The organism is Devosia sp., assembly GCF_965229025.1.
In the GTDB taxonomy this organism is placed as follows: Bacteria; Pseudomonadota; Alphaproteobacteria; order Rhizobiales; family Devosiaceae; genus Devosia_A.
The window spans coordinates 158,253-182,719 of the sequence record NZ_OZ245853.1 but is presented as its reverse complement, the minus strand read 5'-3'; the positions used below and the strand labels follow the sequence as shown (position 1 = coordinate 182,719).

The window sequence follows — 24,467 nt, the reverse complement described above, 5'->3', positions numbered from 1 at the left end:
TCAGGCGCGCTTTTTGTGGCGCGCTTCGGCGCGAGCGATAATTGCCTCGGCTTCGGCCATAACGTCGGCGTGCGGAATTGACGGACGCGGATCGGCCAAAGACTTCTGAACCCTCGCAATCAGCCACTTCTCGTAGCTGGCCTCAGCCGCCGAGTTGGGAAACTCTGAAACGAGCGGGTCGTATTCGACCACCGGAGGGTCGCCCAGATCGGACTTTTTGCCTTCAGTCATCACATCGCTCTCCACGAAACCGCCTCAACATAGCGCTCGGCCGCGTTCCTGTCAGCCCGCCCGCTCGACGAGCGCCGCCACGCCCATGCCACCTGCGGTGCACACCGAAATCAGCGCCCGTCGCTTCTGCTCGGTCTGCAGCAGCTTGGCGGTCAGCCCGAGAATGCGCGCCCCGGTAGCCGCAAACGGATGTCCATAGGCGAGGCTCGAGCCCTTGATGTTGATCTTTGCCGGGTCGATTTCGCCGAGCACCTCGTCGCGCCCCAGCACATCGCGGTTGTAGACCGGGTCGCGCCAGGCCTTGAGCGTACACAGCACCTGCGCTGCGAAGGCCTCGTGGATCTCGAACAGGTCGATATCGGCGAACCCGAGCCCCGCGCGCCGCAGCATGTCGCTCACCGCCAGCGTCGGCGCCATCAGCAGCCCGTCTCCATGTGCAAAGTCGTTGGCGCCCACCTGCCCCATGGTGAGGTAGGCGAGCACGGGCAGTCCACGCGCCTTCGCCCAGTCCTCGCTGGCGAGCAGCACCGAAGCCGCCCCATCCGTCAGCGGCGTCGAGTTCGCCGCCGTCAGCGTGCCCTTGCCCGAAGCCTTGTCGAAGGCCGGCTTCATCGCCGCCATCTTTTCAAGGCTCGTGGCGCCCCGGACATTGTTGTCCTTCAGCACCCCGGCGAATGGCACCACGAGGTCGTCGTGAAAGCCCTCGTCATAAGCCCGCGCGGCATTGAGATGGCTCTTCAGCGCCAGATGATCCTGGTCCTCGCGCGAAATCTCCCAGGTGCGCGCCATCAGCTCGCAATGCTGCCCCATCGACAGCCCGGTCCGCGGTTCCTGCGTCGAGGGCGCCACCGGCGCCAGCTCTCCAAACGAAAACCCCTTGAACGCCTTGAACTTCTCGCCCGTCGTCCGCGCCCGGCTCAGCGCAATGGCGCGGTGCTGGAATTTATTCCCGAACACCACCGGGCTATCCGACACCGTGTCCGATCCCGCCGCGATCCCGCTCTCGATCTCGCCGGTCGCAATCTTCGCGCCCAGCGCTAGCGCTGCCTGGAGGCTGGTGCCGCAGGCGATCTGCACGTTGGTGCCCGGCGTCCGCGGCGACAGCCCGGCATCGAGGCTCGCCTCACGCGCGAGGTTGAAATCGCGGCTATGGGCCAGCACTGCCCCCGCCATCACCTCGCCTATGGCTTCACCCTTCAAATTGAACTTTTCCACCAGCCCGCCAAGCGCCGCGCCCAGCATGGTGAGGTTCCCCTCTTCGGCATAACCGGTATAGGCCCGCGCGAACGGAATGCGGGCGGAGCCGACAATGGCGACACGTCTCAGTTCAGCCATCGTCTAAGCCCTTCCATGCTTGCGGGCCTGCAGCGGCCCGCCGAGGAACGGCGCAAAGCCGGTCCCCAAAATCACCCCGATATCGGCCAGATCATCGCTCGCCACCACGCCCTCGGCCGTGGCGTTGATTGCAGTCTCGACCAGGGGATGCACCAGTTCGCGCCCGAACCCCGCAAGGTCAGCGTGCGGCGGCACCTCGCCTTTCACCGGCTTGCCGTCCACCCATTTGTAAAAGCCCTCACCAGTCTTCCGGCCAAGCTTGTTTTCCGCAATCAGCCGCATGAACTGGCCTTCGGACGGCACCTTGCTGCCCAGCTCCTCGGCGACGGCGCGGCCCACATCGAGGCCCACCGTATCCATCAGTTCGATCGGCCCCATCGGCATGCCGAAGGCGACAGCCGCCGCGTCGATCTGTTCCTTGCTGGCCCCTGCTTCGACCCGCTGCACCGCGCCCAGCATATAGGGCATCAGCACGCGGTTGACCAAAAAGCCCGGCGCCGATTTCACCACCACCGGCGACTTGCCAATGGCCAGCGCAAAGCTCGCGCCGCGCGCAATATCGAGGTCGGTGTTGAACTTCGATCGGATCACCTCGACCAGCGGCAATTGCGCCACCGGGTTGAAGAAGTGGAGCCCGATCAGCCGGCTCGGATTGACCAGCCCTTCGGCAATCCGCTCGAGTTCGATGGAGGAGGTATTGGTCGCAAGGATCGCCCCCGGCCTGGTCCGCGCTTCTGCCTCAACGAAGATCTTGTGCTTGATCTCCAGCTTTTCGACCACCGCCTCGATCACCACGTCGGCGCGCGCCAGGCCCTTGCCGGTCGGGTCGGCCTCGAGCCGCGCCACCGCGTTGTCGATCTCGGTCTTCGATTTGAGCCGCTTGCTGAACAGCTTCTTTGCTCGCACCAGCGCCTGCGCGATCCGCTCCATGTCGAGGTCCTGCAGCGTCACGCCCATGCCGCGCAGCGCGCACCAGGCCGCGATATCGCCACCCATCACGCCCGCGCCAATCACATGCACGCGGCGGAACACCGGCTTGTCGACCCCGCGCACCCCCTGCTTCTTGAGGCCCTCGGAGAGAAAGAACACCCGCCGCAGGTTGCGCGCAGTGTCGTTGGCCATCAGCGGTACAAACCCCGTCGGCTCGCCCGCGCTCATCGCCTTCCAGTCATCGCCGGATTTCTCGAAGAGATCGATCAAGGCGAAGGGCGCCGGATAATGCTCCGGCCGTGCCTTCTTTGACGCCTCGGTCCGCATGCGGCCGGCGACATAGGACCGGATCGGGTCCCAGGCCATCATCCGCTTGGTCCACGGCGCCTCGCGGCTCGCCGATTTCGCCAGCACCGCCTGCCGGCCGGCCCAGCGCAGCCCATCGCGGTGCCGCACCAGCTTGTCCACCAGCCCCATGCGCTTGGCGGCGCTGGCCTTGACCATCCGCCCGGTCAGCATGATCTGCATCGCATCCACCGGACCAGCCCGCCGGATCGAGCGGCCAGTGCCGCCAAAGCCTGGAAAGATCCCGAGATTAACCTCGGGGAACCCCACCCGCGTCTTGTCGTCGTTGACCGCGATCCGGTACCGGCAGGCCAGCGCCAGCTCCAGCCCGCCGCCGAGGCAGAACCCGTGGATCGTCGCCACCATCGGCGCTTTCAGCGCCTCTATCCGGTGCATCAGCGCATGCGCGCGCCCCAGCGCCGCCGCCAGGACGCCCGGGTCGGACATGTCGTCGAACTCGGTCACATCGGCGCCCGCAATAAACCCGCTGTCCTTGGCCGATTGCAGCACCACACCGATCAACTCACCCGACGCGATCAGTTCCTCGAACCGCTCGACGAACCTGTCGAGCTCGACAATCGCCTCGCGGCTCAGCGTATTGACCGGCGCCTTGGGCGTATCGATGGTCAGCCAGCCGATCCCCTCGATATCGATCTCGAAGCGCCAGTTCCGGCTGGCCGGCATCTGCGGTTGGGCCATTTTTGGCTCCTCGTTTGTCGCGGAGTTTATTCCGCTGCCTCGTCCAGCTTCGGCTCGCGCCGCACCTGTCGTGAGCTCAACTCATCGAACTCGAAATCGTCCACCCGGATCGCCCGGTCGGTGGCCTGGTCACAGAGCCGGAGCGTTGCCGCCTCGGCTTCGGTCAGCACGCCCTTTTCCATCGCATCGCTGATCGCGTCACGATCCATCCGCCGCTCCACCACGCCCTTCTTGATGGCGCGCAGGAACTTGGTCTCGATCTCCGCCGCCTTGGTCACCTTGAGCAGTGCATCCTCGAGAACGCCGGTGACGTCCTTGGGATCCATCGACACATAGGTGCCCTTGGTCAGCCGGTCGCGGAACGCACCCGGCTGCAGCACGGCGCGCGCCAGCCGGTACGTCGCCCTGTCGGATGCCGGCCGCGCATGCCGCCCCAGCGGAAACACCAGCACCCGCATCAGGTTGCGCAGCCAGAAATTGGGGAAGTTGGCGAACACCGCCGCAAGGCTCTGCTCGATCGCATAGATCCGGTCCCGCGCAATCGCATCGACCAGCGGCCGGTCCTCTTCGAGCCGCCCCTCGTCCTCATAGCGCCGCAGCACCGATGACAGCAGGTAAAGGTCCGACAGCACGTCCGCCATCCGTCCCGACAGCCGCTGCTTGCGCTTCAGGTCGCCGCCCAGGAACGCCACCGTCCAGTCACCCACCAGCGCAAAGCTCTGCGTGTAGCGCGACAGCTGCCGGTACCAGCGTTTCATCTCGTGGCTCACCGGGCTCGCCGCGAACGCCCCGAACGTCACCGCGTGGACAAAGCTCCCCACCATGTTGCGCAGCATGAAGCTCGCATGCCCGGCAAACGCCGCATCGAACGCCTTGAGCCCGGCCTTCCGGTCCGGGTTCTGCGCCGCCGCAATCTCGGAATAAAGGTACGGATGCGCCCTGAGCGCGCCCTGCGCAAAGGTGATCAGCGTCCGCGTCAGGATATTGGCGCCCTCGACAGTGATCGCCACCGGCGTCGTCGCATAGGCCGCGAACAGGTAATTGCTCGGCCCGTCCTGCACCGCCCGCCCGCCATGGATATCCATCGCGTCGTTCACCGCATCGCGCATCGCCTCAGTGGTGCGGTACTTCAGCAGCGCCGACAGCACCGAGGGCTTCTGCCCCTCATCGACCATCGAGGCCGTGAGCGCGCGCGAGGCTTCGTACATGTAAGCCGACCGCACCATGCGCGAGAGCGGCTCGGCCACCCCCTCCATCAGCCCCACCGGAATGCCGAACTGCCGCCGCACCCGCGCATAGGCCGACGTCACCCGTAGCGCGTGCTTGATCGACACCGTGCCGATCGCCGGCAGCGAAATGGCGCGGCCCGTCGCGAGGCACTCCATCAGCATCCGCCAGCCCTGCCCGGCATATTCGACGCCGCCGATCAGAAACTCGATCGGCACGAACACATTGCGGCCCTGCGTCGGCCCGTTCATGAACGCCGAGCGCGCCGGATAGTGCCGGCGGCCGATCTTGACGCCCTTGAACTTGGCCGGCACCAGCGCCAGCGTGATCCCGACATTGTCGACCTCGCCGATCAGGTGCTCGGGGTCGCGGAGGTGGAAGGCCAGCCCCAACAGCGTCGCCACCGGCGCCAGCGTGATGTAGCGCTTGTCCCAGCTGAGCTTGACCCCCAGCGTCTTCTTGCCGTGGTACATTTCGTAGCAGACGACGCCCACATCGCGCATGCCCGCCGCGTCCGACCCGGCATGCGGACCGGTCAGCGCAAAGCACGGCACTTCGAGCCCCTTGGCCAGCCGGCTGAGATACTTCTGCTTCTGCTCGGGCGTGCCGTACTTTTCCAGCAGCTCGCCCGGCCCCAGCGAGTTGGGCACCATCACGGTGATCCCCGCCGCAATCGAGCGGCTGGCAATCTTGGACACCACCTGGCTCTGCGCCTGCGCCGAAAACCCGAGCCCGCCATATTCGCGGGCGATCAGCATCCCGAGGAACCCCTGGTCCTTCAGGTACTGCCAGACTTCGGGCGACAGGTCGGCGCGGCTGTGCCGCGTGTCCCAGTCGTCGATCATCGCGCAGACCGTGTTCACCGGCCCATCGAGAAACGCCTGCTCCTCGGTCGAGAGCGTCGGCTTCCTGATCCCCAGCAGCTTTTCCCAGCGCGGCCGGCCTGAAAACAGCTCGGCGTCCCAGCCGACCGTCCCCGCATCGAGCGCTTCCTGCTCGGTGCGGCTCACCCGCGGCAGGATGGATTTCACCAGCCCATAAACCGGCTTGCTCACCGCCATCTGGCGGATCAGTGGCAGGGACAAGAGCCCCAGCACCAAAGCCGGCAACAGCGCAAACACCCAGCCGGGCACATCCACCAGCAGCCACAGCCCGCCATCGATCGAAATCCGGCTCAACAACCCCAGCACCAGCGCTGCCAGCGCCCACTGCCACAGCGGCGCGCGACGCATGGCGAGCGTTGCGAACGCCACGATGCCAGCAACAAGTACAATGAGGATCATATCAGGACCTCCTCGCCGCAGGTGACGCGCGACCCGGAGTGTGCGCCGGGCGCTGTCGGGTTAAACTCCGGCCGCACCGGAATCATCTCCCAAACCTTATGCACGCGTCATGTCAGACGCCATCACATTACGCCAGGTTGACGTATACGTCAACTTAACGACGTAACCGCCCTTGCCGTTAGCTTGCCAGCGCCCACGCCTCCCACCGGCACGTCGCCCGTTTGACGCTAACGTCACTTGGTGAAATACTGCTCGGTAACAGGACGAAAAGTCCCAAGGAGGAAGTGATGGCCAACAACACGTCGGGCGTCCGTCGCCCGTGGGAGGCAAGCTATCCGTCGGGCATCGACTGGAACGCCGCCATCGACACCACGCCCGTGCACGAACAGGTGCTCGCCACCTGCGCCCGCACCCCCAAGGCGGACGCTCTCGATTTCCTCGGTAAAAAGACCCGCTACGGCGACCTCGGCAAGCTGATCAATGCCTTCGCCGGCGCCCTCCAGACCCAGTTCGGCGTCACCAAAGGCAGCCGCGTCGCCCTGCTCCTCCCCAACACACCGTTTTACGTCATTGCCTATTACGGCGTGCTGCGCGCCGGCGGCATCGTGGTCAACTGTAACCCGCTCTACACCGTGCACGAACTCAGCCACATCGTCGCCAATTCAGGTGCCGAAATCATGGTGACGCTCGATCTGAAGCTACTGTTCGACAAGGCCGAAGCCCTCACCACCGCCGGCCACGTCAAAAAGCTCATCGTCGGCCACTTCCCTTCCGTCCTGCCCGCCCTCAAGCGGGCGCTCTACATGCTCGCCAAACGCAAGGATCTCGCGACACTGGCAAAGTCCTCCGTCGCCGACCGCATTACCCGCTTCGAAACGCTGCTGGCACGCCGCGACACCCCCACCCCAGTGACCATCGACGCCACCAAGGATGTTGCCGTCCAGCAATATACCGGCGGCACCACCGGGCTCCCCAAGGGCGCCATGCTGAGCCATGCCAACATCGCCGCCAACCTCAGCCAGATCGATGCCTGGGGCGATGGCATTTTCTATCCACCCTCCCGCGTCGTGGCGGTACTGCCCTTCTTCCATATCTTTTCGATGACCGTGTGTATGAACGTGCCGCTCTCCATCGGCGCGCAGGTCATCATGCTCCCGCGCTTCGAGCTCAAGGCCTTCCTCGATCTGATGAGCCGCACCGGCGCCAATATCCTGCCCGCCGTGCCCACCCTCGTTCAGGCCCTCGCCAAGGCTGGCGAACGCGCCAAGCCCCACCTTCAGGGGCTCGATGTCGTCATCTGCGGCGGTGCTCCCCTGACCGACGATGTGCGCACGGCCTGGTCGAAAGTGGGCACGGCTCTGCTAGCCGAAGGCTACGGCCTCACTGAATGCTCCCCCGTCGTCTGCTGCGCCGCCCTCCGCGTCGCCAGCAAGCCCCGGTCGATCGGCATGCCGCTCCCTGGCACCGATCTGCGCTTTGTCGATATCGACACCGGCGCGGTGGTGGAGCCGGGTCAGCGCGGCGAACTGCAGGTCAAGGGCCCGCAAGTCATGCTCGGCTACTACAACAATCCCGACGCCACCCGCGATGCCTTCTCCGATGGCTGGCTCCGCACCGGCGACGTCGGCATTCTCGATGAAGACGGATTCGTCTTCCTCGTCGATCGCATCAAGGACCTGATCATCTGCTCGGGCTTCAACGTCTACCCGCGCAACATCGAGGAAGCCCTGCTGCGGCACCCGGCCGTCGAGGAATCGAGCGTCATCGGCGTACCCGATGAATATCGCGGCGAGGCGCCTGTCGCCTATATCAAGCTCAAGCCCGACGCCAAGGCGACCGAGGCCGAGATCAAGACCTTCCTCGCGCAAACGCTGAACAAGATCGAGATGCCCAAGCAGGTCATCTTCAAGGATCAACTGCCCAAGACCCTCATCGGCAAGCTCTCGAAGAAAGAGTTGCGCGACGAGTTCAAGGCACAGGCAAAACCCAATGCATCGGTTGGCACATGAACAGGTCTGAACCCGAAAACCGCGATCTTTTCGCCATCGCCGATCTCGCCGACGAGTTCGGCATCTCCACCCGCGCCATCCGCTTTTACGAGTCCAAAGGCCTGATCCGCCCTGAGCGCGTCGGCAGCACCCGCGTCTTCCGTCGCCGAGATCGCGCCCGGCTGATCCTGATCCTCCGCGGCAAGCGGCTGGGTTTTTCGCTGCGCGATATCTCGGACTATCTCAGCCTTTACGATGCGCAATCCCAGACCGCCCAGGTGACGCTGCTCATCAACAAGGTCGACGAACGCCTCACCCTGCTCGAAGCCCAGCTCGACGACCTGCAGACCACCATCGGGGAGTTACGCGAAATCCGCAAACTCGCGACCGAGCGGATGCCGGCGCGATCAGAACTGGCAGAGACCTAGGCTGCGTCAACCTGCCGATGCGGCAACGTGCGAGCCCCGATCCAGGCTGCGAGTTCATCTGGCGGCAGCGCCTTCGAAAACAGGAAGCCCTGCAGCGTGTCGCAATCCAGCGCCTGCAAAAAGCGGCGCTGGGCATCGGTCTCAACGCCTTCCGCGACCACTTTGAGGCCGAGACTATGCCCAATGCGGATCACCGCGGTCGCGAGGCTGCGCGCACTGTCGCTTTCCTCGATCCCCTGCACAAAGCAGCGATCGACCTTCAACTCGTCCACCGGCAGGCGCGCCAGGTGGCTTAGCGAGGAATAGCCGGTGCCGAAATCGTCCATGGACAGCCGCACCCCGAGGCAACTCAACGCCTGCGCGTTCTGGTTCGAGGTCGAGCAATCGTCCATCACCACGCCCTCGGTGATCTCGAGCGCCAGCCTCTCGGGTGTCAGCCCATGCCGCTTCAGCGCGTCCTTGACCGTGCCGAGCAATCCCGTCGTGCGGAAGTGCAAGGGCGACACGTTCACCGAAACGCTCGGCACCTCCACCCCGGCATCGTCCCAGGCCCGCAACTGACGGCACGCCTCGTTGAGCGCCCATTCCCCAATGTCGAGGATCTGGCCGCTTTCCTCGGCAAGTGGAATGAACCGCGCCGGCGAAATGTCGCCCAACACCGGGTGTCTCCACCTTGCCAGAGCCTCAACGCCGATCAGCCGCCCGTCGAACGCCGAAACCTGCGGCTGGTAGAACAGGCGCAGGCAGTCGGCAGCAAGCGCTTCGCGCAAGGCCGCGCCGAGCATCAGCCGCTCCTGCGCCGCTGCCATCATTTCCGCAGCAAAGAACCGGTAGCGCGCCCGGCCCTCGGCCTTGGCCTGGTACATTGCCGTGTCGGCGTTCTTGAGCAGCGTCTCGGTGTCCCGCCCATCGCGTGGATAAAGGCTGATGCCGATGCTGGTGGTAATCGGTAGCGACAGTGCGGGGATCAGCGGGGGGTTCAGTAGCGCCGCCTCGATCCCTTCGGCCATTTTCGCCGCCGCTACGCCGGTACCGTTGCTGAGAACGATCACAAACTCGTCGCCGCCATGCCGGCAGACAATGTCGTCCGGTCCCACCTGCTGTTTCAGCCGCCCGGCCACCTCCACCAGCAGCGCATCGCCAAGCGAGTGCCCCATGGTGTCATTCACGTCCTTGAAGCGGTCGAGATCGAGAAAGATGAAGGCGCGCGGCTGCTCGGGCGCCTGCGAAAACGCCGAACGCATCTCGCGCTGCAGCATGGTCCGGTTGGGCAAACCCGTCAGCGTGTCGAAATAGGCGAGCCGCCTGATCCGCTCCTGTGCGTCATGCCGCTCCAGCGCCAAAACGCACAACTGCACGCAGGCCGCCACCACCCGCTCGTGCCAGATGCTGGGTCCGCGCTTTTCGTGAAAATAAAACGCGAACGTGCCCGCCACGCTGCCATCGCGGCGCATGATCGGGCTCGACCAGCAGGCGTTCAACCCAAGCGGCAATATCAGTGCCTTGTAGTCGGCCCACAGCGGATCGGTCTCGATATCGCGCACCGTCACCGCCTCACCCCGGTACGCCGCAGTTCCACAGGACCCTGCAACCGGCCCGATCTGGACCCCGTCGATGGCTTTCGAATACGAGTCCGGCAAAGACGGCGCCGCCAGCGGCCGCAACTGGCCATGCTCGTCGACCGCAAGGATCGACACCACGACTTCCGGGAAAATCAGCTCCGCCCGCGCGCAGATGAACCGCATCACCTCACGCAGCGGCATGTCCGTCGCCACGGCCTCCAGCACATCGCGCTGCATGCGCTCGATCAGCCGCAACTCCGTCGTCGCGTCCATGCTGCCGACAATGTTGGTAATCTGCCCCTTTGCGTCCACCCGCGACCGCAGGGTCATCGCCAGCCAGGTTTCCTCGCCGGTCTTGCTGAAGGTGCGGATATCTTCGCGGATCGTCTCGCCACGCTCAAGCGCGGCCCAGGTCCGGGTATAGTCCGCTTCCCCATAGTGGCTGCTGCCGAGGACATCACGGACCCTTCGTCCCAGCACATCCTCGACCGAGAACCCGAGCACTTGCGTAAAGGTCCGGTTCACATAGAGAATCCGGGCGTCCCGATCCGTGATGAAGACCGCACACGGTGCTTCTTCGGCAGCGATGGTCAGCAGCCCCGAGTGCACATCATCAGCGTCCTGCTGCCTACGAGTACTCTTCATTTATGGCTTCACCAGATGCAGACCGCGTCGTCTCCTGCGACACTAGAGCGACAACTTCTCGCCTGGCGCAGGTAAACAACCCGCCCAGTCTGCGGCAATAACTGCCAAAATACGCGTATATCTGAAGGGATAGTTGCCAAATGATTGCCAACTAGCGGCGACGAGGACTGGTATTTGTCATCAAGTCCGGCTTCTTCGGCCGACGCCAGCCTTTCGGCGGCTCGACTACCGGCACATTGGTCCCGAGCCCCATCTGCCCCGGCGGCGGCTGCCGCACCTCGGGGTTCTCCAACAGCGGCGCCTGCTGGCCGCGCAACTGCGCGATCTGGTCGCGGAGGCGCGCTGCGTGCTCGAAATCCTCGCGGGTCACCGCCGCCAGCATCTCGCCTTCCAGCGCAATGATCTTGCGCTCAATCGCCGCCATCGACATCGGCTTCTCCTTCTACGCGCGCGCCACCCAGAAACAGCTGCATCTCATCGAGCGTCGCCGCCTCGTTGGCCGGCTTGTCCCAGCGGATGCGGTTGATACGCGGAAACCGGAGCGCCACCCCGGATTTGTGCCGGCTCGAGACCTGCGCGGCATCGAACGCCACCTCGAACACCAGTTCCTTTTTCACCTCGCGCACCGGCCCGAAGCTGTTGAGAGTATTATTGCGCACCCACTTGTCCAGTTGCTTCAGCTCCTCATCGGTAAAGCCGAAATACGCCTTGCCGATAGGGACGATCTCGTTGCCCTTCCACACCCCGAACGTATAGTCCGAATAGAACGACGAGCGCTTGCCGTGCCCGCGCTGCGCATACATCAGCACCGCGTCCACAACGTTCGGGTCGCGCTTCCACTTGAACCACAGCCCCTTGGGCCGCCCCGGCACATAGGGCGAAGCGCGCAGCTTGACCATCACCCCCTCATGCCCATGCTCCGCTGCACCTTTCCGGCGCAATTCCGCCAGCTCATCCCAGCCGCCGAATTCCAGCACCGGCGACAGATCCAGCCGCGTCTGCGGGTTGGACACAAACCACGCCTCAAGCCGCGCCCGCCGCTCCGTCCACGGCAAGCTGCGGATATCCTCGCCACCATCGAACAGCATGTCATAGACCCGGATGAAGGCCGGCAGGTCCGCCAGGTGTTTCGCACTCGCTACCTTGCGATTGAGCCGCTGCTGCAGGTCGTTGAACAGTGCCGGCTCCAGCCCATGCCCCACCAGCAGTTCGCCATCCAGCACCGCGTCGCCAAATACCGCCCCCACCACATCGGGAAACGCCGCCGCGATATCGTCACCTGTGCGCGAAAACAGCGAGACCTTGCCGCGCGAGGCGATTAGCTGCACCCGGATCCCGTCCCACTTCCACTCCGCAACGAAATCCTTCGGGTCGAGCGTATCAAGGTCCTTGCCCTCATCAATCGGGTTGCTCAGCATCAGCGGATGGAACCGCGCGCTATGGTCGATATCCGGCCGCTCTGTCTTCCCATCGAGCCAGTCGAAGAGCTCAACAAAGGGCACGCTCATGCCGTTCCAGACTTCCTCGATCTCCTGCAGTCCCTTGCCGCTCATCTCCGCCAGCGCCGTCTTCGCCAGCCGCGCTGAGAGCCCGATCCTCAGTGCCCCGGTCGCGAACTTCACCAGCGCCCAGCGCTCGTTGATCGACGCCCGCGTCAGAAGCGACGCGATCAGCTTGGGTAGCTCCGCCTTGCTCGTAAGGTTGAACAGCGACACCAGTTCACTGAGCGCTGGAAGCGGTTCATCGTCGTGGCCATGGTGCGGCCAGATCAGGGCAATCGTCTCGCCGAGGTCGCCAACATAATCATAGCTCAGCGCAAACAGATGCGGGTCCACCTCCCCCAACACCACGTCCTTCAGCACCGCCGGTTTGACGTTCTTGAAGCTCAGCCCGCCGGTGAGAATAGCCAGCGCAATCCCCCGATCCGGGTCGGGCGTCTCGCGGAAATACGCCGTCAGCGCTTCGATCTTGCGGTTACGCGATGGCGTCAGGGCGAGCAATTCCAGCAGTTGCGCAAACCGCCTCATTCCCCCTCCCCCTCGCCACTGTCCTCATAGGCCACGATGTTCAGCGGCTCCGCCTCCAGCCCCTGCTGCCGGCAGTGGTAGACCAGCGCATCCTCGCGCCCATGCGTCACCCACACCTTTTCTGCCCCGGTCTCGGCAATCGTCTGGCGCAGCTCGTTCCAGTCGGCATGGTCGGAAATCACCAGCGGCAGTTCCACCCCCGCCTGCCGCGCCCGCTGCTTGACGCTCATCCAGCCCGACGCCACCGCCAGCACCGGATCGGGCAACCGCCGGCTCCACCGATCCTTGATCGCCGAAGGCGGCGCGATCACCATCTGCCCCGCCAGCTCGGCCTTGCTCGCCTCCAGCGAATGCCGCAACTCCCCCAGCGCGATGCCGCGTTCCTGGTACAATTCACACAGCCGGATCATCGCACCATGAAGATAGACCGGCGCGTCATGGCCCGCATCGCGCAGCAGCGCGATCACCCGCTGCGCCTTGCCCAGCGAATAACAACCCACCACATGCGCCCGTTCCGGATAGAGCGCCGCCGATCTGAGCAGCCGCCGGATCTCATCGAGCGGGTCCGGATGCTGGAACACCGGCAGCCCGAACGTCGCCTCCGTCACCAACAGGTCGCATTTGACCAGCTCGAACTCCTGCGCCGTCCGGTCAAACCCGCGCTTGTAGTCCCCGGTAACCACCGCCACCTGGCCCCGGTACTGAAGCCGCACCTGCGCAGAGCCAAGGATATGCCCCGCCGGATGGAGCGAGATCGTCACCTCACCCACTTGCAGCGGCACCCCATAGTCCAGCTCCTCGAACCGCTCCGCGCAGTCCTCGCCATAGCGGGTCTTCATGATGGCAATGGTGTCCGGCGTCGCCAGCACCGCCCCGTGCCCGGCCCGCGCGTGGTCTGCATGCCCATGCGTAATGATCGCCCGCGCCCGCGGTTGCGGCGGGTCGATATAGGCGTCGATCGGAATGACCCTCAGGTCGCGGTCGAGAAAGGGCGAAGCCATGTTGCGAGCCTAACGGAAATTCCGGCGCAATGGTTCAAGTCGAAAAGAAGAATGCAGCAGAAAGCAGCCACTGCCTGATGGCGTAGCTTGTCTCCCCACCACCACCCATTTAGGCTTCCGCCGAACCGGGGAAATATCGATGGGCAAGACGCGGCTTGAGGCCTTCAGCGATGGCGTGCTCGCCATCATCATCACCATCATGGTGCTGGAACTCAAGGTTCCGCACTCTCCCACCTTCGAGGCGCTCTCCGAGCTCCTGCCGGTGTTTCTGAGCTATGTGCTGAGCTTCATCTTCGTCGGTATCTATTGGGCCAACCACCACCATCTGTTCCACACCGTAGAAAAGGTGAATGGCGCCATCCTTTGGGCCAACAACCATCTGCTGTTCTGGCTGTCGCTGATCCCCTTCACCACTGGCTGGATGGGTGAAAACCACTTCGAACCCCTGCCGGTCGCCGCCTACGGCGTAGTCATGCTTTTTGCCGGCATCGCGTACAGCATCCTCACCGTCGTCATCGTCCGCTCCCAGGGTCCGAACTCCGCCCTCGCCCACGCCATCGGCCGGGACTGGAAGGGCAAGCTGGTCCTGCCACTTATCCTGTTCGGCATCATCGCGGCTTTCCTCATCCACCCCTGGGCAGCCGGCGCCTGCTACGTCGCAGTCGCAGCCATCTGGTTCCTCCCCGATCGTCGCATCGAGCGGGACCTCGCCGAAAACACCTAGCGGGGGGAGAGAATGCGCCGCACCAACCACCCGGCCGGCACGGTCCAGTCCATCACCATTGAAAGTGCGGCCATCGCCAACAACCGCCTCGGTGACCCGACCAACCGCCGCGTCGATATCTACATTCCTGCCGGCCATGACGGCAGCGGGTTGCCGCTGCTGGTCGACCTCGTCGGCTACACCTCCGGCGGGCCAGTCCACACTGCCTGGAAGAACTTCGGCGAAAACGTGCCGGAGCGGCTGGATCGGCTGATCGGCGATGGCACCATGCCACCCGTGGTGGTGGCCTTCCCCGATTGCTTCACCCGTCTCGGCGGCAACCAGTATGTCAACAGCCCGGTGATGGGGAACTGGGACGATTTCCTGATCACCGAAATGCTGCCCACCGTTGAGCACCGCTTCAATTGCGGCGGCACCGGCCGGCGCGGTGTCTTCGGCAAGAGCTCCGGCGGTTTCGGCGCGCTGGTCTACGCCTTCCGCCACCCCGATATCTGGGCCGCAGCCGCCAGCCATTCCGGCGACGCCGGGTTCCAGAACCTTTATATCGGTGAGTTCCCCAACCTCGTCCGCGTGCTCTCCAAATTCAGCTCCATCGAGGCCTGGCTGAAGGCGTTTGAGGAAAAGCCCAAGGTTGATGGCAAGGACATCATGGTGCTGCTGATGCTGGCGCAGGCCGCGAGTTTCGATCCGGACCCCGATCCGGAGACCTTCCTCGGCCTGCGCCTGCCGGTGACCGTTGATACCTGCGAGCTGATCGCGGACCGCTGGCAGAACTGGCTCGCCTTCGACCCCGCCCTGATGGCCGAAGCCGGCACCGAAGCCATCAGCCAGCTCAAGGCGTTCTACCTCGATTGTGGCACCGAGGATCAGTACAACATCCTCTACGGCACCCGCCGCATCCACAAAGCCCTGGTCAGGGACAACACCCCCCACCGCTACGAAGAGTTCGTCGACGACCACAGCAGCGTCGACTATCGCATGGACGTCAGCCTGCCATTCCTTGCAAAGGCCCTGAGTCGCTAGAGATTTGACTTACCTATAGATCGCCCAGTCATCTCCCTCCCCCTCGTGGGGAGGGATCAAGGGTGGGGGGCGGGAAGCCAGCGCACGACCAGCTTGTTCAGCGGCTTCTGTCTAGCCCGCAAACGGCGCCAACCACGCCTTCAGCGCACTCGCGTTCATCGCGCCCGCCTGCTGCGCCAGTATCTTGCCGTGCTTGAAGACGATCAGGTTCGGAATGCCCCGAATATTATAGCGCCCGGCAATCGCCGGTTCTGCCTCGGTATCGAGCTTCAGGAACCGCATCTTCGGCTCCAGGTCACGCGCCGCCGCCTCGAATGAAGGCGCCATGGCGTGGCACGGGCCGCACCAGTCGGCCCAGAAATCCACCACCACCGGGATATCGCTGCGGCCGATCTGCTTGTCGAACGCCGCCGCATCAACGGCCGCAGGCTGGCCCTCGAACAGCGGCTCGTGGCACTTGCCGCACTTGGCCGCGATCAGCGCTTTGCCGGCGCCGATCCGGTTGGTGCCCCCGCAACTGGGGCAAACGATATGCGTGTCGCCATCAGCCATCTTCGCCTCACAAAACCTTGGTCACCTTGAGGAAATTGCCGCGCTCGTCGTTTGCCGCCTTGATCGCGGTTTCGGAGCCCAGCACCACCACCTGCCCGTCGCGCGCCACAAGGTCGAGCGCATCGGCCAGCGCCGCAAAATCCTTGCTGCTGGCATTGAGAATCTCGTCGCGCCGCCGCTGCCGGTCCGCGTCGGTATCGCCGCTCAATTCCCAGAGCAGCGAGGTGAACCCCTTGGCATCGGGCAAGCGGTAGGTATCCACCGAGCCGATCACCCCGATCACCGAGCGCACCAGATCCTGCGAGCCAACGCCTTCCTTCAAATACTTCGCTGCGCCATCATAAACCGCCAGCGTGTCGATGAGGTTCGGGTCGCGGTACGAGGTGAAGGCAAAGGTGCCGGCAAACGGATCGTAACCCGAAGAGCCGCCATAGGCCCCGCCCTGCACCCGCACTTTGTCCCACATATAGGTGGTGTTGAGGTGCTTGATCGCCACCGCCGTGCCGCCCGTCCCCTCAAAGCCCAGCGCCTTGAGGTTGGCGCCCTTGGCAACATAGTTCACCTGCCCCGGGAACGTCAGCCCTTCGGATACCGGCCCCGGCGCAAAGCCCCAGCCATCGGCAACCCCGCCACCAGCCGGCAGCCCGGCGACGAATGCCGCCAGTTGCGGCCGCACAGCAGTAATCGCCGCAGCATCCGCCGTCACATTGGCAATCATCCGCTTCTGCCCAACCAGCAGCGTCCGGGTTTCCTCGAGCGCCGCCTGCACCTTGGGCCAGTTCGCATCGATCTCGGCCGCCAGTTCCTTCAAGAAGAAGTAGTGGCTCACGCCGCCGAGCTTCTCGTTCAGCCAGTCGGCCTCGCTGAACCCGGCGCGCACCCGCATCGAGACGATGCCATTGCCCATCCCGGCGAGCGAGCTCTCGAACCCAGCCTTGCTCTCCAGAACCATCTGCCGGATGCGCTCGCGGTTATCGAGCCGCGCATCGGTCAACACGTCCGTCATGATCGCCAGCATGTCATCGACATGGTCGAGCGTCGCCTTGCCGCGCACGAACAGATAGGCCGCACTGCCCTGGCCGTCGCGCCGCGTCGAGATCCAGCGGCTGGCGCCAACCCCGCCCGTCGTCCGCCCGATCCGCTGCGTCAGCGACACGAAGTCTTCTTTGCTCGTCCCAGTCTGCGTCAGCGCCCGCGTGAAGATCGGCAGATACGGCATCAGCCGCCCTGGCACGGCCTTCAGGTCAAAGCCAAGATCGAGATAAACGACCCCGCTCGTCGGCAGGTCGTGCGTATAGAGCTCGATCCCCGCCAGCGTCTCCCGCGCAATCGGGATCGGCTTGTTGACGCGCGGCAAGTCGGCCAGCGTCAGCGTCGGGATCTTCGACAGCGCCTCGGGCGTATCGCCCTCATCCTGCAACGCCTTCAGGTGCCGCGTCTGCTCGGCCACCGCCGCCAGCCCTTGCGCATCGAGCCCCTGCTGCGCCGCATCGAGCCGCGCCCGCTCCTCCGCCGCTTCAGCCGCCGCCTTGCCCGTATCAGCCTTCAGCAGCACCGTCGTGCGGTGGAGGTTTGAAGTGAGATGCGCCTCGATCAGCGTTTCGAACACCCGCACGCCATTGGCAATATCGGCCTTCAGCGCCGCCAGCGGCGCCTCGAATTCCAGCGGCGTCAGCGGATCGCCGCCATAGAGCCACGTCCCCATGGCGCGGAACATCAGCGCAATGCCGCGCGGGAAGGAGCCGGTGTTGTTTTCCCTCAGCGCAAATTCCGCGCTGTTGAGTGCCGCCTCGATGGTCTTGGGGTCGATCCCATCCTTCGCAAGCTTGCCGAGCTCCGTGAGGATCAGCGCCTCCACCTTGTCCGCGTCCGCCTCATCGATGCCCTTGAGCCCGAAGGTGAAATACGGCTGCTGGATGCCATCGGCAAAGCCCGACCCGGTGAGCCCTTCGCCCAGCCCAGAGTCGATCAACGCTTTCCTGAGCGGCGAGGCTGGCGTGCCCACCAGCACCGACTCCAGCACGTTGAGCTTCAGCGCCAGCCCTGGATCGGTGATCTCATCGAGCATCCAGTTGACCGACACCATGGCGGTCTTCTTCCCCGCCTCGGCCTCATTGGCCGCATATGTCTCGGTGAGCTTCCGCGGCACACTCCACCGCGTCTGCAGCGCGATCTCGGCATGCGGATCAATGCGCTCGAACTGGCCGAAATACTCTTCGAGGATCTCTAACCGCTGCGCCGGATCATCATCGCCATAGAACACCACCCGCGAGTTCGACGGATGGTAGTACTTGGCGTGGAAGTTCCTGAAATACTCGTAGGTCAGATCCGGGATCGCCTTCGGATCGCCGCCCGAATTCACCCCATAGGTGGTGTCGGGATAAAGCGACAGCTGGCTGACCTTGCCCAGCACCGCCGACGCCGACGAATAGGCGCCCTTCATCTCGTTGAACACCACGCCCTTGTAGACCATCGGCCCCTGGGTCGAATCGAGCTCGTAGTGCCAGCCTTCCTGCCGGAACGTGTCCTCGCTGATCAGCGGGAAATACACCGCGTCGAGATACACATCGACGAGGTTGTAAAAATCCTTGAGGTTCTGGCTCGCCACCGGATAGGCGGTCTTGTCCGAAAACGTCATGGCGTTGAGGAAGGTATGGAGCGAGCCCTTCAGCAGCTCAACGAACGGCTTTTTCACCGGATACTTGCGCGACCCGCACAGCACCGAATGCTCAAGAATATGCGCCACCCCGGTCGAGTCCTCGGGCGGCGTCTTGAACGTGACGCCGAACACCTTGTTCTCGTCGTCATTGATGAGACTCAGCACCTCGGCCCCGGTCTTTTTATGCCGATAGAGCCGCGCCAGCGAACTCACCTCCGCAATCTGCTGCTCGCGGACAAGGTCGAAGGCGGGATGCTGTGACATGGAATAACTACTCGGAGGGGAAATCACTGTTGCGCTAATCTAGGCACTGCCAGGAGCTTGTGCCAGTGGGTGCAAACAAGGGAAGTGGGATCGGGTCACGGCCATTCTTCTCCCCGTCGGGGAGAAGGTGGCTCGGCCAAAGGCCGAGTCGGATGAGGGGTCTTTGCCCCCTTCCCCTAACCCCAACCCTGCGCCACTCTGCCCCCAAACAGGAGCCCACCGCCATGGCCAAAAAACCCGCCGACAGCTTCACCGCCGAAGAACGCGAAGCCATGAAGGCCCGCGCCGCCGAGCTGAAATCCGCCCGCACCCGCGGTGAAGGCGAGGCCGATCTTCTCGCCAAGATCGCCGAAATGGGCGAGCCCGACCGCCGTCTCGCCGAACAGATCCATGCCCTCGTCACCGCAGCGGCGCCGGAACTCTTCCCCAAGACCTGGTACGGCATGCCCGCCTACGCCCGCGGCGACAAGGTCGTGTGCTTCTTCCAGTCCGCCGAAAAATTCAAAACCCGCTACGCCACCTTCGGCTTCAGCGCCGAAGCCAAACTCGACGATGGCAACCTCTGGCCCACCGCCTTCGCCGTCACCAAACTAACTGCGGCTGACGAAGCCAAGATCACCGCACTGGTCAAGAAAGCGATGGGCTGATCACAAGCTCAAGGTGAGCGCCTTCTCCCCTTGTGGGAGAAGCGACTGTCTTGTTGGTCAAGCTGGTGACCATGGTTTTTTGTCCCTGACGATGGCGTTGAGGATGGTGAGGAGCTTTCGAGCTGTGGCGACGATGGCGACAAGCTTTGGTTTGCCTGCGGCCACGAGCCTGTCCCGGAAGGCCTTGAGGGTGGGATTATGCCGTGCGGCAACGAGGGCGCCCATGAACAGGGCGGTGCGCACGGCAGTGCGGCCACCACCGATAAGGCTCTTGCCGCGCCATTTGCCGGACTGGCGGGTATAGGGGGCGAGCCCGGCGAGGGCCGCGACTTGCTTGGGATTGAGCTGTCCCAGTTCGGGCAGTTCGGCCAGCAGCGTGCGGGCGATGGTCTTGCCGATGCCAGGCACCGAGGCGAGCAGGTTCTCCTTGTCGCGCCACACAGGGGTGTCACGCACGGTGGTATCTATATGGCGGTCGAGGTCTTTGAGCTCGTCCTCCAGCGTGGTTACAATGCGGGCGAGCGATGTGCGGATCAGCCCCGGTGCTGCCTGCTGGCGCCGCATGCGCTCGGCAGCCAGCATCTGCACCAGTTGCCGGCGTCTGGCCATTAGCGCCGCCAGATCCTCGGTGTGCGCATCGGCTATCGGCCTTGGCTCAGGCTTTACTGCCGCAACGAACAGCGCGATGAGGCGGGCATCGATTGGGTCGGTCTTGGCCTTGAGCCCGATGGCCTGGGCGTAGTGCCGGACCTGAGCGGGGTTGAGCACCACCACCGGCAGACCTGCGGCAGCAAGTTCGGCCACCGCCAGCCGCTCATAGCGGCCCGACGCCTCGATGCCGACCGACACAAGCCCCTCCAGCCTGCGCAGCCGCTCGACGAGTTCACTCGCGCCAGCCTCGTCATTGCCGGACACAAGGCTCTCGCCCAGCGGATGGATATATACATCCAGCCGCGCCTTGCTCACATCGATACCTACGGTGATCTCCATCTTGTCCCCTCCTTGCCTAAGCGGGCTCGCCTTGTTGCGGCCCCGGCGACTGTTCGGGATCGATGGATCGATGCCAGGCGCCCCTCGCTTCTCCACGAGTTTTTCAACTCCTGGTGCCATCGGGCTGCCCGGCATCACCGCAGCGCTATCGATATCAGATAACTGCGGGATCAAGTTACAAGGTGCCCGAAGGGCGGATGAGGGGCTTCTATGCGGCCCATCGGGACAAATCGGTCCAGTGGACCGATTTGAGCGAAGAAGGCCTTGAGGCCTATGGCCGAAAGGCACGCGAGCCTTTGCGATGCGCGACCGGAGCGGAGCGAGGGGCGATAGCCCCCTCAAATCCGCCCGCGAATATGCGGCTTCACCCGCTCTTCATACCAGCCAGCCAACTCCTCGATCAGCTTGGGCTCGATCGGGTCGCGCTTGCTCGCATCGGCATTGTCTTTCAGTTGCAGCGGCTTGGTGACGCCGGCGATGATCGTCGACACGGCCTTGTTGTCGAGCAACCAGCGCAGCGCGAACTGGCTCAGCGGCACACCCTTGGGGATCATCTGCTTGAGCTCGTCCGCCAGCGCGATGCCCTTTTCGAACGGCAGCCCCGAGAACGTTTCGCCGACGTTGAACTTTTCGCCATTGGCGTTGAAGTTCCGGTGGTCATTGTCCGGGAACTTGGTGTCCTTGCTCCATTTGCCCGAGAGTAGCCCGGAAGCCAGCGGCAGCCGCACGATGATCCCGACATTGCGCTTCCGCGCCTCGGGAAACACCTCGGCGATATAATCCTGACGGAACAGGTTGAAGATGATCTGCAGCGTCGTGATCCCCTCCGCCTTGAGGCAGATCAGCGCTTCCTCGACGTTCTCGACGCTCGCCCCATAGTGGCGCATCAACCCCTCGTCGCGGAGGTCGTCCATGATGTTGAACACCTCGCCATCGGCGAGCACGGCGGTCGGAATGGTGTGCAACTGCGCGAGGTCCAGCGTTTCCACACCGAGCCGCTTGAGCGAGCCGGTCAGGCTCTCCTTGATGTTGCGCCGGTTGTAGCCGGTCTTGTTGGGGAAGATGTCGCCATTGCGTCCCAGCTTGGTCGCGACCAGCACGCCCTTCTTGTCGGCAAACGCCCCGATCCGGCTCTCCGACTGCCCGCCGCCATAAACGTCGGCCGTGTCCCAGAAATTGACATCGAGCGAGCGCGCCGTCTTCAAAATTTCGGCCGCCGTCTCATCGTTCAGCGCCCCAAAACTCTCCCCCAGCTGCCAGGTACCAAGCCCGATCTCCGAAACCTGATAGCCGGTCTTCCCCAAAGTGCGCGTATTCATCGATCCACTCCCATGCTTCTTATATTTGATGGCTCTACATGCGGGCGCCCAAGAGCCTCGCGGCACAGTTGGCGGCGCGGCAATTCAATAACCCGAATAGCAAATGGCGCCACCCAGAGGGCAGCGCCATTGAATTTCAGTTCAGTGCAGAAATCAGAACGAGAACTTGAGACCGGCGAGCACCGCAGTGCGGCTGAAATCAACATCCCAGCCATCGGCATCGATCGTGCTGAAGGCACCCTGGTAGCGCACTTCACCAAACAGGCTCACATTATCGGCAACTGCGAGCGACAGGCCAGCAAACACCTGACCACCGGCGCCATAGCCGAAGTCATCGCCATCAACCTGTACACCGACAACGCCAAGACCAGCGCCGAAATAGGCAGAGACGGCATCCGTAAGCGGGGCGGTGTAGACCAGGTCCGCCATCACAGTCACGCCGTTGACCTGAACACCATCCAGGAACGAACCATTGATGTCTGAACTGCTGACAGTTGCGTCGAGTTCGACTGCCAGACCCGGCGCGAACACGTCCATGCCTACCGCGCCGCCGAAGAGCCAGCCAGCGTCCAGATCATAGTCATCGCTGTAGATGCTGATGGAGTCTTCGAGCACCGCACCGCCGTAAACCTTGAAGTAAACCGAGCCATCGTCAGCCAGTGCCGGCGCCATCACGGGCTCCTGAACCATCAGGTCTGCAGCAACTGCTGCGCCGCCCGAAAAGCCTGCAGCCAGCGTCGCAACCGCGACAATCCCAACCAGTTTCTTCATCGCAAAATCTCCATACGTGTGACTGCTAGATGGCGGCATTCTGGCGCCGCGTCAAATCACAAGCGGCCAGCTTCACCGTTTTCTCATCTAACGCGACCAAAGTGCAACAGCGCAACGCGGGAGCACACGCCCCCGCAAGACAGGCCTAGTGCCGTTCCTTGGTCGTGAGGAACTCGATCTTGGGAAAGTCCCGCTGCGCCCGGCCCAGCCACCAGGTGCTCTGCGCCAGATAGACCGGGTCGCCATATTTGTCCTCGGCCATTTCCACCTTGTTGGTCGAAATGAAACGCTCGAGTTCCTTGGTGTCCTCACTGGCGATCCAGCGGGCGAGCTCGAAATTGATGCTCTCAAAGCTGATCGGCACATTGTATTCGCTCTGGATGCGCGATTGCAGCACTTCAAGCTGCAACTGCCCCACCACGCCCACAATGTAGTCCGCGCCAATCATCCGGCGGAAGATCTGCGCCACGCCCTCTTCGGCGAGGTCGCTCAGCGCCTTGGCGAGTTGCTTCGATTTCATCGGGTCGGTGAGCCGCACCCGGCGGATGATTTCGGGCGCAAAGTTCGGGATCCCCGTCACCTTGATCATCGCGCCCTCCGTGAGCGTATCGCCCACGCTCAGCGCGCCATGGTTGGGGATGCCCACAATATCGCCCGCCACCGCCTCTTCGGCCAGCTCGCGGTCATGGCCGAAAAAGAACATCGGGTTGGAAACCGCCATGTCCTTGCCAGTCCGCACATTCTTCAATCGCATGCCGCGCTTGAAGGTGCCTGAACTCAGCCTCACGAAGGCAATGCGGTCGCGGTGGTTGGCGTCCATATTCGCCTGCACCTTGAACACAAAGCCGGTCACCTTGGGCTCATTAGGGTTGATCGCCTGCGGCTCGGCCGGCTGCGGCCGCGGCTCCGGCGCCCAGGTGCCGAGCGCCGCCAGCAGTTCCGGCACGGCGACGCTTTTCAGCGCCGAGCCGAAGATCACCGGCGTCAGATGCCCTGCCCGATAGGTCTCGAGGTCGAATTCCGGATACCCCGCCCGCACCAGGTCGAGGTTTTCGAGGCTCGCCTTGATCACCGGATCGGCATTGAGCGTGGCGTCGGTGAACAGTTCTTCGATATCGTCAAACGTCCGGATCACCTCGCCGGCGGGCGTCAGCACACGCTTGGCGATGAGATCGACGATCCCCTTGAAATCGACACCCCCGCCCAGCGGCCAAACCACCGGCGTCACGTCGAGCGCCAGCGTGTCGGCGATCTCATCGAGAATGGCGATCGGGTCCTTGCCCTCGCGGTCCACCTTGTTGGCAAAGGTAATGATCGGGATATCGCGCAGCCGGCACACTTCGAACAGCTTCAGCGTCTGGCTTTCAATGCCCTTCGCCACGTCGATCACCATCACCGCCGCGTCCACCGCCGTCAGCGTGCGATAGGTATCTTCGGAAAAGTCCGAGTGGCCCGGCGTATCGAGCAGGTTGAAGGTCAGCCCCAGATGCTCGAACGTCATCACCGACGAGGTGATCGAAATGCCGCGCTGGCGCTCGATTTCCATCCAGTCCGATCGCGTGGCGCGCTGGTTGGCCCGGTGCCGCACCTGCCCCGCCTGCTGGATCGCGCCGGAACTCGCCAAGAGCTTTTCGGTCAGCGTCGTCTTGCCCGCGTCCGGGTGCGAAATAATCGCAAACGTCCGGCGTGACTGGTAGGGCAGCAATTTGGTGGCCGGCACGGCCGAAGAATGGGCGTTCATGAGCGGGCTTTCAAGATTGAGGCCGTCATAGCCCCCCGCCCCGCAAAAGTCATCCCGTGCACGCGCATTCGCACCG

At 63.8% G+C, this 24,467-nt stretch carries 19 protein-coding genes; 5 read left to right on the top strand and 14 right to left on the bottom strand.

The features are described 5' to 3' along the window. The 4 genes from ACO06J_RS00890 to ACO06J_RS00875 are packed head-to-tail and all read right to left on the bottom strand — an operon-like array spanning position 1 to position 6,050. Positions 1-231 carry an antitoxin gene (locus ACO06J_RS00890; RefSeq protein WP_421758817.1) on the bottom strand — a complete coding sequence of 77 codons (231 nt, stop codon included), beginning with the start codon at positions 229-231 and terminating at the stop codon, positions 1-3. Positions 232-282: 51 nt separating this feature from the next. Continuing rightward, a complete protein-coding gene (locus ACO06J_RS00885) occupies positions 283-1,566 on the bottom strand; it encodes an acetyl-CoA C-acetyltransferase (protein ID WP_421758816.1) in 1,284 nt (427 codons plus the stop codon). A gap of 3 nt (positions 1,567-1,569) precedes the next feature. Beyond that, entirely contained in the window at positions 1,570-3,540 is a 1,971-nt protein-coding gene (locus tag ACO06J_RS00880) for a 3-hydroxyacyl-CoA dehydrogenase NAD-binding domain-containing protein (protein ID WP_421758815.1), read from the bottom strand. 26 nt (positions 3,541-3,566) lie between these two features. After that, entirely contained in the window at positions 3,567-6,050 is a 2,484-nt protein-coding gene (locus ACO06J_RS00875) for an acyl-CoA dehydrogenase (RefSeq protein WP_421758814.1), read from the bottom strand. Positions 6,051-6,337: 287 nt separating this feature from the next. Between ACO06J_RS00875 and ACO06J_RS00870 the strand changes: the two genes are divergently transcribed. Continuing rightward, the gene (locus ACO06J_RS00870; RefSeq protein ID WP_421758813.1) at positions 6,338-8,059 is read left to right on the top strand and encodes a long-chain-fatty-acid--CoA ligase; all 1,722 of its coding nucleotides are present in this window, start codon (positions 6,338-6,340) and stop codon (positions 8,057-8,059) included. Continuing rightward, the gene (locus ACO06J_RS00865; RefSeq protein ID WP_421758812.1) at positions 8,056-8,466 is read left to right on the top strand and encodes a MerR family DNA-binding protein; all 411 of its coding nucleotides are present in this window, start codon (positions 8,056-8,058) and stop codon (positions 8,464-8,466) included. The genes ACO06J_RS00870 and ACO06J_RS00865 overlap by 4 nt, the downstream gene beginning before the upstream one ends. Here ACO06J_RS00865 and ACO06J_RS00860 read toward each other — a convergent pair. The 4 genes from ACO06J_RS00860 to ACO06J_RS00845 form a co-directional block, all read right to left on the bottom strand. After that, a complete protein-coding gene (locus tag ACO06J_RS00860) occupies positions 8,463-10,673 on the bottom strand; it encodes a sensor domain-containing protein (protein ID WP_421758811.1) in 2,211 nt (736 codons plus the stop codon). The genes ACO06J_RS00865 and ACO06J_RS00860 overlap by 4 nt on opposite strands. 151 nt (positions 10,674-10,824) lie before the next feature. Further along, positions 10,825-11,103, bottom strand: a complete 279-nt coding sequence (locus ACO06J_RS00855; RefSeq protein ID WP_421758810.1) for a UvrB/UvrC motif-containing protein — start codon at positions 11,101-11,103, stop codon at positions 10,825-10,827. Continuing rightward, a complete protein-coding gene (locus ACO06J_RS00850; protein ID WP_421758809.1) occupies positions 11,084-12,700 on the bottom strand; it encodes a cisplatin damage response ATP-dependent DNA ligase in 1,617 nt (538 codons plus the stop codon). The genes ACO06J_RS00855 and ACO06J_RS00850 overlap by 20 nt, the downstream gene beginning before the upstream one ends. Continuing rightward, positions 12,697-13,701, bottom strand: a complete 1,005-nt coding sequence (locus ACO06J_RS00845; RefSeq protein WP_421758808.1) for a ligase-associated DNA damage response exonuclease — start codon at positions 13,699-13,701, stop codon at positions 12,697-12,699. The genes ACO06J_RS00850 and ACO06J_RS00845 overlap by 4 nt, the downstream gene beginning before the upstream one ends. Before the next feature lie 139 nt (positions 13,702-13,840). Between ACO06J_RS00845 and ACO06J_RS00840 the strand changes: the two genes are divergently transcribed. Further along, on the top strand, positions 13,841-14,425 hold the full coding sequence (locus ACO06J_RS00840; protein WP_421758807.1) for a TMEM175 family protein: 585 nt from the start codon (positions 13,841-13,843) through the stop codon (positions 14,423-14,425). Between the two features lie 12 nt (positions 14,426-14,437). Next, complete coding sequence (locus ACO06J_RS00835; protein WP_421758806.1) at positions 14,438-15,448, top strand: alpha/beta hydrolase; 1,011 nt, start codon at positions 14,438-14,440, stop codon at positions 15,446-15,448. A 111-nt stretch (positions 15,449-15,559) separates the two neighbouring features. Here the strand turns inward: ACO06J_RS00835 and trxC are convergent, their stop codons facing one another. Both trxC and ACO06J_RS00825 read right to left on the bottom strand, forming a co-directional pair. After that, positions 15,560-16,000 carry a thioredoxin TrxC gene (gene trxC / locus ACO06J_RS00830; RefSeq protein ID WP_421758805.1) on the bottom strand — a complete coding sequence of 147 codons (441 nt, stop codon included), beginning with the start codon at positions 15,998-16,000 and terminating at the stop codon, positions 15,560-15,562. 7 nt (positions 16,001-16,007) lie between these two features. Next, positions 16,008-18,923: an insulinase family protein gene (locus tag ACO06J_RS00825; RefSeq protein WP_421758804.1), complete on the bottom strand. Its 2,916-nt coding sequence runs from the start codon at positions 18,921-18,923 to the stop codon at positions 16,008-16,010. A gap of 224 nt (positions 18,924-19,147) precedes the next feature. On the opposite strand from ACO06J_RS00825, the gene ACO06J_RS00820 reads away from it, so the two are divergent. Continuing rightward, a complete protein-coding gene (locus ACO06J_RS00820; protein ID WP_421758803.1) occupies positions 19,148-19,570 on the top strand; it encodes an iron chaperone in 423 nt (140 codons plus the stop codon). Positions 19,571-19,627: 57 nt separating this feature from the next. Here the strand turns inward: ACO06J_RS00820 and ACO06J_RS00815 are convergent, their stop codons facing one another. The 4 genes from ACO06J_RS00815 to ACO06J_RS00800 form a co-directional block, all read right to left on the bottom strand. Beyond that, on the bottom strand, positions 19,628-20,560 hold the full coding sequence (locus ACO06J_RS00815; protein WP_421758802.1) for an IS110 family transposase: 933 nt from the start codon (positions 20,558-20,560) through the stop codon (positions 19,628-19,630). Positions 20,561-20,898: 338 nt separating this feature from the next. Further along, the gene (locus ACO06J_RS00810) at positions 20,899-21,879 is read right to left on the bottom strand and encodes an aldo/keto reductase (protein ID WP_421758801.1); all 981 of its coding nucleotides are present in this window, start codon (positions 21,877-21,879) and stop codon (positions 20,899-20,901) included. 153 nt (positions 21,880-22,032) lie between these two features. Continuing rightward, a complete protein-coding gene (locus ACO06J_RS00805; RefSeq protein ID WP_421758800.1) occupies positions 22,033-22,650 on the bottom strand; it encodes an outer membrane beta-barrel protein in 618 nt (205 codons plus the stop codon). A gap of 145 nt (positions 22,651-22,795) precedes the next feature. Next, a complete protein-coding gene (locus ACO06J_RS00800) occupies positions 22,796-24,391 on the bottom strand; it encodes a peptide chain release factor 3 (protein ID WP_421758799.1) in 1,596 nt (531 codons plus the stop codon). Positions 24,392-24,467: the final 76 nt, after the last annotated feature.

Bases quoted from the DNA above. Each gene is read 5' to 3' on its own strand.
- ACO06J_RS00815 (WP_421758802.1), bottom strand. From the start codon at position 20,560: ATGGAGATCACCGTAGGTATCGATGTGAGCAAGGCGCGGCTGGATGTA.
- ACO06J_RS00880 (WP_421758815.1), bottom strand. From the start codon at position 3,540: ATGGCCCAACCGCAGATGCCGGCCAGCCGGAACTGGCGCTTCGAGATC.
- trxC (WP_421758805.1), bottom strand. From the start codon at position 16,000: ATGGCTGATGGCGACACGCATATCGTTTGCCCCAGTTGCGGGGGCACC.
- ACO06J_RS00800 (WP_421758799.1), bottom strand. From the start codon at position 24,391: ATGAACGCCCATTCTTCGGCCGTGCCGGCCACCAAATTGCTGCCCTAC.
- ACO06J_RS00870 (WP_421758813.1), top strand. From the start codon at position 6,338: ATGGCCAACAACACGTCGGGCGTCCGTCGCCCGTGGGAGGCAAGCTAT.
- ACO06J_RS00825 (WP_421758804.1), bottom strand. From the start codon at position 18,923: ATGTCACAGCATCCCGCCTTCGACCTTGTCCGCGAGCAGCAGATTGCG.
- ACO06J_RS00860 (WP_421758811.1), bottom strand. From the start codon at position 10,673: ATGAAGAGTACTCGTAGGCAGCAGGACGCTGATGATGTGCACTCGGGG.
- ACO06J_RS00885 (WP_421758816.1), bottom strand. From the start codon at position 1,566: ATGGCTGAACTGAGACGTGTCGCCATTGTCGGCTCCGCCCGCATTCCG.
- ACO06J_RS00805 (WP_421758800.1), bottom strand. From the start codon at position 22,650: ATGAAGAAACTGGTTGGGATTGTCGCGGTTGCGACGCTGGCTGCAGGC.
- ACO06J_RS00890 (WP_421758817.1), bottom strand. From the start codon at position 231: ATGACTGAAGGCAAAAAGTCCGATCTGGGCGACCCTCCGGTGGTCGAA.
- ACO06J_RS00875 (WP_421758814.1), bottom strand. From the start codon at position 6,050: ATGATCCTCATTGTACTTGTTGCTGGCATCGTGGCGTTCGCAACGCTC.
- ACO06J_RS00820 (WP_421758803.1), top strand. From the start codon at position 19,148: ATGGCCAAAAAACCCGCCGACAGCTTCACCGCCGAAGAACGCGAAGCC.
- ACO06J_RS00865 (WP_421758812.1), top strand. From the start codon at position 8,056: ATGAACAGGTCTGAACCCGAAAACCGCGATCTTTTCGCCATCGCCGAT.
- ACO06J_RS00840 (WP_421758807.1), top strand. From the start codon at position 13,841: ATGGGCAAGACGCGGCTTGAGGCCTTCAGCGATGGCGTGCTCGCCATC.
- ACO06J_RS00845 (WP_421758808.1), bottom strand. From the start codon at position 13,701: ATGGCTTCGCCCTTTCTCGACCGCGACCTGAGGGTCATTCCGATCGAC.
- ACO06J_RS00855 (WP_421758810.1), bottom strand. From the start codon at position 11,103: ATGTCGATGGCGGCGATTGAGCGCAAGATCATTGCGCTGGAAGGCGAG.
- ACO06J_RS00835 (WP_421758806.1), top strand. From the start codon at position 14,438: ATGCGCCGCACCAACCACCCGGCCGGCACGGTCCAGTCCATCACCATT.
- ACO06J_RS00810 (WP_421758801.1), bottom strand. From the start codon at position 21,879: ATGAATACGCGCACTTTGGGGAAGACCGGCTATCAGGTTTCGGAGATC.
- ACO06J_RS00850 (WP_421758809.1), bottom strand. From the start codon at position 12,700: ATGAGGCGGTTTGCGCAACTGCTGGAATTGCTCGCCCTGACGCCATCG.